This window comes from Deltaproteobacteria bacterium (assembly GCA_021159305.1).
Taxonomy (GTDB): Bacteria; Campylobacterota_A; Desulfurellia; order JAGGSF01; family JAGGSF01; genus JAGGSF01.
This window is the reverse complement of sequence record JAGGSB010000032.1, coordinates 1-7,602: the sequence shown is the minus strand read 5'-3', so window position 1 is coordinate 7,602 and position 7,602 is coordinate 1. Positions and strand designations below refer to the sequence as shown.

The following is a 7,602-nucleotide window of genomic DNA, read 5'->3' as shown; positions in this document are numbered from 1 at the left end:
CAGACTACAAAAACATTTATACAAAAACACGGTTTGCCTATTGTAATTAAAGCGGATGGGTTATGTGCAGGGAAAGGAGTCTTTGTAGTTAACAACAATGATGAGCTAAATAAGGCATTGAACGATATATTTATAAATAAAAGATTCGGTGTGGCAGGAGAAAAGGTTGTAGTCGAAGAAAAACTTATCGGAGAAGAGGCTTCCTTCTTTGCCATAAGCGACGGCGAAAAGGTACTTCCCTTGATTGGCGCTCAAGACCATAAACCTGCATTCGATGGAGACAAGGGACCAAATACCGGCGGCATGGGTGCATATGCACCCGCTCCTCTAATAGACAGAAAACTCTATCAGAAGGTAATGGAAAGGATAATCTATCCTACTATTGAAGGATTAAAACAAGAAGGAATAGAGTACAAGGGTGTGCTTTACGCCGGATTGATGATTAAGGATAATGAACCTTATGTGTTGGAGTTTAACTGCCGTTTTGGTGATCCAGAAACACAACCCATGACAATGCTTATAGAAAATGAACTTCTGCCTATTTTACTTTCTTCTGTTAAGGGAGGCATAGACAAAACGGAGATAAAATGGAAAAAGGGATACAGTATATGTGTGGTCTTAGCCTCCGGCGGTTATCCTGGAAAGTATGAAAAAGGTAAAGTCATCCAGGGATTGGAAGATGTGGAAAAGATGAAAGATGTATATGTATTTCACGCAGGAACAAAAAAAGATAAAGAAGGAAAAATAGTAACAAATGGAGGGAGGGTGTTGGGTGTTACATCTTATGCAGAGGAGTTTGCAGTTGCCCAGAAAAAGGCATACGAGGCTGTAGAAAAGATATATTTTGAAGGGATGCATTACAGGAAGGATATTGGCAATAAAGCTCTCTGGAGATTAAAATGAAGGTCGCGATATTTGCAGGTAGTAAAAGCGACCTGCCCTTAGTAGAAGAAGCGAAAAAAATACTCGGGGATTTTGGGGTGGAATATACAGTATTTATCTCATCTGCTCATAGGTCACCTCAAAAAACGGTTCTTTTGTCCCAGAACTTAGAGAAAGATTTTTCTGTTGTTATCGCAATTGCTGGCTTATCTGCCCAGCTGCCAGGAATCATTGCCTCCTACACTACATTGCCGGTAATCGGTGTCCCTGCAGAATGTGGTCCGCTTCAGGGTTTGGATGCCCTCTTTTCTATTGTTCAAATGCCATCGGGCATCCCCGTAGGAACAATGAGCATTGGAAAATCAGGAGCAAAAAATGCTGCCTTATTTGCCATACAGATACTTGCCTTAGGTGACAAAAAACTAAGAGAAAAGATCAACGACTACAGAGATAACCTGAAGAGAGAATATGGAGATAATCCATACTGAAGGTCTCTGTGCATATTACGGAGAAAAAGCTGTTCTCCATCACATAGATCTCACTATAAAAGAAAAAGAAATATTAAACATCATAGGAGAAAGCGGAGCAGGAAAATCCACATTAGCACATATTATGGTAGGTTTACACAAAGTATATGGTTTGGAAGTAAGAGGAAATATAAATGTGCAAAAACAAGTTGCTCTTGTGCCGCAAAATGTAGGAGAATCCTTAAACCCTGTATTTACTATATACAAGCAGATGAGAGAAATTCCAGCTTTAAGAAAATTTTCTAAGGATGAGGCAAAAAGAAAAATAGAAAAATCCTTAATAGCTGTAGGGTTGGAGGATACAAAGAGGATTCTAAAAACCTATCCCCATAATCTGAGCGGAGGAATGAAACAAAGAATACTTATTGCCATGGCAATAGCCATGGAGAGCAAACTTATCATTGCAGATGAGCCTACCTCTTCACTGGATGTAACCATTTCAGCCCAGATCTTAAGGCTTCTAAAAAAGATAAATAAACAAAGTGTAGCGTTGACTCTCATCACCCATGATTTCAATGTAGTAAAACTCATGCAAGGCAGGGTAATCGTAATGCATAGAGGCATGATCGTAGAAGAAGGGAACGCAAAAGAGGTAATGGATGATCCCTTGCATCCCTACACCGCATATCTTTTAAACGCCATTCCTAAAGAAAATATGCATTATAGAAAAGATCATTTACAAGTAAAAGGAATTCCTCATATAACGAAGGGTTGTCCTTACCAGAACATTTGTGAAAAAAGGAGAGAAAAATGCAGCAGAGAGTTGCCTTCTTTAGAAGTCGTAGGCATGCGAAAGGTAAGGTGTTTTTATCCATGATTTTAGATTGAATTACACATATATATTCCTATAATAAAAATATGGAATTAAAAAAGAGAGTAAAAATATTAGCCCAAAAACTAACAGAAAAAGATATAGACTTCGCTCTTGTTTTACAAAATGTAGATCTTTTTTACTTTGCTGGTAGTATATGCGACGGGACATTACTCATATCAAAAAATGAAGATGTTCTATACTTTACAAGGAGAGGAGAAGAAAGGGTAAAACAAGAATCTCCATGGGAAGTAGTAAAAATAAAAGGCTTTCATGACATAAAAGAAATAATACAAAGTAAAAAAATGCCTTCTTCCTGCATAGGCTTAGAATTTGATGTTTTACCACATAAGATTTTTTCACACATTCAAAAATTATTTCCAAACTCCGAATTCAAAGATATAGGTGATGACATACGCTGGCAGAGAAGAATAAAAAGCAGTTATGAATTAAAGATGATAAGAGAAAGTGCTTTACTCTGTGACGAAGTTATAAATATAGCAAAAAATATTATAAAAGCAGGCAAAAGAGAAATAGATATAGCAGCTGAGATAGAAATGAAAATTAGAAAACAGGGAAATATACCCTTCCACCGTATGCGTGGATTTAGCGGTGAGGCTATCGGACAGGTGGTAAGCGGATGTTCAGGTGGTTCTCCTTCTACACTGTTAGTGCCTATATCCGGCAAAGGTCTCTATCCTGTATTTCCACAAGGACCTTCACAAAAAACTATTGAGGAAAACGAACCTATCATTGTAGACTATGTAACCACTCCCAATGGATATTATGGAGATGAAACACGTACATTCGTTATAGGCAAACTCTCTTCCAAAATGAAAGAAGCTTTAGACTTCTGCATTTTTGTAATGAAGGATATGGAAAATGTGGCAAAAGCAGGGGTAAAGGCGGTTGATCTGTATGAGCGCGGGCGGGAATGGGCAAAAAAACATGGATTTGAAGAAAATTTCATGGGTGTTAACAACAATCCTGTTCCTTTCATAGGACACGGAGTGGGATTAGAAATAGACGAACATCCATTTATTGCTCGAGGGATGGACTATCCATTAGAAAATGGAATGGTTTTTGCATTTGAACCCAAGGTGGTATTTGAAGAAGGAGCGGTAGGAATAGAAAATACATATGTAGTAGGAAATAGTGGAGTAGAAAGCTTGACTAAATTTAAAGAAACGATGGTTGAATTATAATGTACGATTATTCATTTCAAGACGAACTCAAAAAAAGAGAGAGATTAAAAAAAAGGGCACTTTCCATTCTCGGTTTAAAAAAAAGTGTATCAAAAAGAGATATTAGAAAACAATTTTTAAGTATGGCGAAAAAGCATCATCCGGATAAAGGCGGAGACGAAGAATCATTTAAAGAAATAATACTCGCGTATAAAATTTTAACGGACGAAAGCATGAATATAGATGGTATAAAGTTTAATATAAATAGAAAAGAAAAGGAAGAGGATGAACAAAAAGACGAAAAATATAAGACAGAAAATGAATGGGGATATACTGCTTGGTGGATGGAAAAATTTTTATAGGGGGTGATTTATGGCTGTTGCCTCGTTGGTAGTTACGCCACTTGGTACAGGTTCGCCTAGTGTAAGCAAGTATGTAGCAGAAGTGCAGAAAGTTATCAAAGAAAAGGGAACGAAGTATCAGCTTACACCAGCGGACACTGTTTTAGAAGGCGAAATAGATGAAATACTCGAGACAGTAAAAAGCATATACAAACATATGTTTGAGATAGGTCTGAAGAGAGTATCTATGCATATACATATAGACGAAAGAGTAGATAAAAAACTATCCATGAAAGGAAAAGTCAACTCAGTAAAAGAAAAACTGAATGAGTGACTTTTATGATTCATTAAGCGATATAGGCGCAAGAAATTATGAAAGTTGGTATGAAAAAGAAGGGAGGGAGGTCGCTGCGAGAGAAGCCAATACTTTACTTTTACTCTTAAAAAATTTCAGAGGAATGCGTATTTTAAAAATAGGCTGTGGAACGGGTTATTTTTCTCGCCTGCTGGAGAAAGAAGGTTTCCAGGTAGTAGGGGTGGACAAGGCGTGGCAAATGTTGAGGCTTACTCGTCTTAAAGGTATAACCAGCGTGAGAGCAAATGCACATTTTCTTCCATTTAGAAATAAAACCTTCGATATCGCGTTATTTATTACATCTTTTGAATTCATAGAAAAAAGCAGCAAAGCACTGAAGGAAGCTATGAGGGTTACTAAAAAAACGGTTATTTTTCTCTTACTCAACCCGTTTCATTTTGTTAATATAAGAAGGAAATTCAAATCCATTTTTTATTCCTCACCTTTTCGCCACATGAAAATAATAATGCCTTCTAATATTAAAAAGGCAACAGAAAGGATATGCGATGGATGTAGATTTAAGGTATACGATAAATTAATTGGAGGAGATGTATTTTATACGGCGCAAATTTTTATAGAGGAGGACTCATGAACCTGAACATCACTGCAAAAAATATAGAAGTGACAAATGCATTAAAGGGATATGTAGAAAAGAAAATGAGTAAATTGGAGAAAATAACAGATATAAATGAAATATGGGTAACGCTAAGTGTGGAGAAATACAGACAAATTGCAGATGTGAAACTCAATGCAGATGGAGAAATTGTCAAAGCAAAAGAAACAAGCAAGGATATGTATACCTCTATAGACCTTGTTTACGAACTATTGGAAAGACAACTGAGAAGATTAAAAGAACGATACGAAGATAGAAGAAAAATAACAGCAAGCAAGACAGAGACAGTAACAAAACCACAAATAATCGTGGAGAACTTCAGTTTAAAACCAATGTCAGTAGAAGAGGCAGTAATGCAGCTACAAGTTACAGAACATCAATTCATCGTTTTTGAAAATGTAGAAAATGAGAAAGTAAGCATACTTTTCTGTAAAACAAGTGGAAATTATGGACTAATTGAAACGAGATGAAAATAGAAGAATTCCTGGATAGAGAATTGATATGCGATATAGATGCAGATGGAGTAGATAATCTCTTTTCAACGATAGCTTACACCTTCTCAAAAAGATATCCATCTATAAACAAGGAAAAGCTGAAAGAATTCCTGAAAGAAAGGGAAATTTTAGGCACAACGGGTATTGGCAATGGTTTTGCTATCCCTCATACAAAAACAAATATGATAGACAAAGTTGTGGCGGGGGTGTTTAGAAACAAAACAGGAATAGATTTTAATGCCGTAGACAATAAACCAGTAAGGCTCTTTGTTGTCCTCCTTTCCCCTATAGGAAAACCAATAAAACTTTTAAAAGCGCTGGCTGCGGTGGCAAAAATATCAAAAGATAAACAATTCACAAAAAGTATGTTAGCAGTGAAAGATACAAAAGACATTTATGGGAAATTCATAGAGAGGGATAAATCAGATCCATGATAGATACAAGATTTGCCATTATTACCGGCCTTTCAGGTGGAGGAAAAAGTACGGCATTGAGAACATTGGAAGATTCGGGTTTCCTTGCTATGGATAACTTTCCCATTGCCCTTTTTTCCACATTTGTTCAGATGTTAGAATACAGTAAAACATTAGTGCCAAAAATTGCATTGGTAATAGATATAAGAAGTGGCGAGATAGAAGAATTCACAAATCTGGTGCGTTTTTTAAACGAAAAAAAACTACACAAAAAAATTGTTTACCTTGAAGCGCAAGATGAAACAATAATTTCCAGGTTTAAGGAAACGAGAAGAACCCATCCCCTTACCATAGGCAAAAATATTTCTCTCTCGCAAGCCATTGCCAAAGAAAAAACAATTATGGACAAGATGAAACCCCTTGCTGATACAATTATCGATACCTCTCATCTCACTCCACAGCTTTTTAATGAGGTCTTAAGGAAAGAATTTCTAAAAGAAGAAACAGGGAAAAAGATCATTTTAATGCTCATTTCATTCGGGTTTAAGTATGGTATGCCGATAGAAAGTGATATGGTGGTTGATGTTCGATTCTTGCCCAATCCATTTTTTATAAAGGAATTAAAAGACACTACAGGAAAAGATGAGAAAACATACGAATTTATAATCAACAAAAAAGAAACGCAAATATTTTTAAAAAAGAGTGAAGAATTTTTATCTTTTCTACTTCCCCTTTATGAAAAAGAAGGGAAAAGTTATTTTACTCTTTCTTATGGCTGCACAGGAGGAAAACATAGATCGGTAGCCATTGTGGAATATATAGGTAAATTCTTACAAAAAAAGGGGTTCATAGTAAACACTCTTCACCGTGATGTGGAAAAAACATGAAAAATCTACCGGGAATAAGTTTTCTAAATAAAGAAGATATAATCTCTATATTACAAACGGCAAAGGCTTATAAAGAAACATTTTATAAAAAAACAGAATTTGAAAAAATCTTGCAGGCAAAAACGATAATCAATCTATTTTTTGAGGCAAGTACCCGCACTCGCACCTCTTTTGAAATAGCCGCTAAAAATTTAGGCGGACAAGTAATAAACATAGATATGAAAATGTCCAGTCTGAAAAAAGGAGAAACAATAAAGGACACAGTGCAAAACTTAGAACAAATGCATCCAACGGCATTTATCGTTCGTCATCCGGATTCTGGTTTCCCACTTTTTTTGAGCAAAAACACCTCAATCCCTGTTGTAAATGCTGGAGATGGGGCATTTGAACATCCCTCGCAAGCTTTATTAGATTTCTTTACAATGTGGGAAAAAAAGAAAAAGATGGAAGGAATAAAACTCTCTATCATTGGAGATATCTTACATAGCAGGGTAGCCAGATCAAACATTTTTTTACAAAAGATGTTTAAGAATGATGTGATGGTGTTCGGGCCCCAAACCATGATCCCTCCTCAAATAGAAAAATTAGAAGTAAAAGTAGCTAAAAATCTAAAAGAAGCATGCACAGATAGAGATTTCATTATGCTTTTAAGAATACAATTGGAAAGAAAAAGCGGAAAATCTATTCCTTCTTTATCTGAATATTATAAATACTTTGCATTAAAAGAAGTAAAAGATGTATACATTCTTCATCCTGGACCGGTAAATAAAGATATAGAAATAGCCACCCCTCTTCTCTACTGCCCTCGCTCTTTAATCTCTGAGCAGGTAGAAAACGGCATATTTATAAGGATGGCAATATTTCATCATCTGTTAAAATAAACAACCCCGCCGCATAGAGCAGAATATCATTAGATTCATTCTGCACCCGCATCGGTGTGCGGGGTGACATTACTTCCTTCTGTCATTCCCCCTTCCTCTGTCACTCCGCACCCTCCTGTCATTCCGTCCCCGCATCGTAGTGCGGGGTGACATTACTTGACACGGAATCTGGAGTCTGGATTCCCGCCCCCGATCAGGTCGAGGGCATGCTTTC

11 protein-coding genes are annotated in these 7,602 nt (G+C 36.5%); all 11 read left to right on the top strand.

Translation table 11 applies throughout. From position 1 onward, the window contains the following. Nucleotides 1–903 (top strand): phosphoribosylamine--glycine ligase (gene purD, locus J7J10_02300; GenBank protein MCD6129767.1); only part of this gene is annotated, 903 nt, incomplete at its 5' end. Next, nucleotides 900–1,370 (top strand): 5-(carboxyamino)imidazole ribonucleotide mutase, encoded by a 471-nt coding sequence (gene purE / locus J7J10_02295; GenBank protein ID MCD6129766.1) that lies wholly within the window; start codon nt 900–902, stop codon nt 1,368–1,370. The genes purD and purE, both read left to right, overlap by 4 nt. Further along, nucleotides 1,351–2,226, top strand: a complete 876-nt coding sequence (locus tag J7J10_02290) for an ABC transporter ATP-binding protein (protein MCD6129765.1) — start codon at nt 1,351–1,353, stop codon at nt 2,224–2,226. Before purE ends, J7J10_02290 begins: the two co-directional genes overlap by 20 nt. Before the next feature lie 41 nt (nt 2,227–2,267). Then, a complete protein-coding gene (locus J7J10_02285; protein ID MCD6129764.1) occupies nt 2,268–3,425 on the top strand; it encodes an aminopeptidase P family protein in 1,158 nt (385 codons plus the stop codon). Further along, on the top strand, nt 3,425–3,766 hold the full coding sequence (locus tag J7J10_02280) for a DnaJ domain-containing protein (protein ID MCD6129763.1): 342 nt from the start codon (nt 3,425–3,427) through the stop codon (nt 3,764–3,766). Before J7J10_02285 ends, J7J10_02280 begins: the two co-directional genes overlap by 1 nt. A 10-nt stretch (nt 3,767–3,776) precedes the next feature. Next, on the top strand, nt 3,777–4,079 hold the full coding sequence (locus tag J7J10_02275) for an MTH1187 family thiamine-binding protein (protein ID MCD6129762.1): 303 nt from the start codon (nt 3,777–3,779) through the stop codon (nt 4,077–4,079). Continuing rightward, entirely contained in the window at nt 4,072–4,692 is a 621-nt protein-coding gene (locus J7J10_02270; GenBank protein MCD6129761.1) for a class I SAM-dependent methyltransferase, read from the top strand. The genes J7J10_02275 and J7J10_02270 overlap by 8 nt, the downstream gene beginning before the upstream one ends. Continuing rightward, nucleotides 4,689–5,183 carry a ribosome-associated translation inhibitor RaiA gene (raiA, locus tag J7J10_02265; GenBank protein ID MCD6129760.1) on the top strand — a complete coding sequence of 165 codons (495 nt, stop codon included), beginning with the start codon at nt 4,689–4,691 and terminating at the stop codon, nt 5,181–5,183. The genes J7J10_02270 and raiA overlap by 4 nt, the downstream gene beginning before the upstream one ends. Further along, the gene (locus J7J10_02260; GenBank protein MCD6129759.1) at nt 5,180–5,641 is read left to right on the top strand and encodes a PTS sugar transporter subunit IIA; all 462 of its coding nucleotides are present in this window, start codon (nt 5,180–5,182) and stop codon (nt 5,639–5,641) included. The genes raiA and J7J10_02260 overlap by 4 nt, the downstream gene beginning before the upstream one ends. Next, the gene (gene rapZ / locus J7J10_02255) at nt 5,638–6,507 is read left to right on the top strand and encodes an RNase adapter RapZ (GenBank protein ID MCD6129758.1); all 870 of its coding nucleotides are present in this window, start codon (nt 5,638–5,640) and stop codon (nt 6,505–6,507) included. The genes J7J10_02260 and rapZ overlap by 4 nt, the downstream gene beginning before the upstream one ends. Next, nucleotides 6,504–7,388 (top strand): aspartate carbamoyltransferase catalytic subunit, encoded by an 885-nt coding sequence (locus J7J10_02250; GenBank protein ID MCD6129757.1) that lies wholly within the window; start codon nt 6,504–6,506, stop codon nt 7,386–7,388. Before rapZ ends, J7J10_02250 begins: the two co-directional genes overlap by 4 nt. The last annotated feature ends 214 nt before the right edge of the window (nt 7,389–7,602 follow it).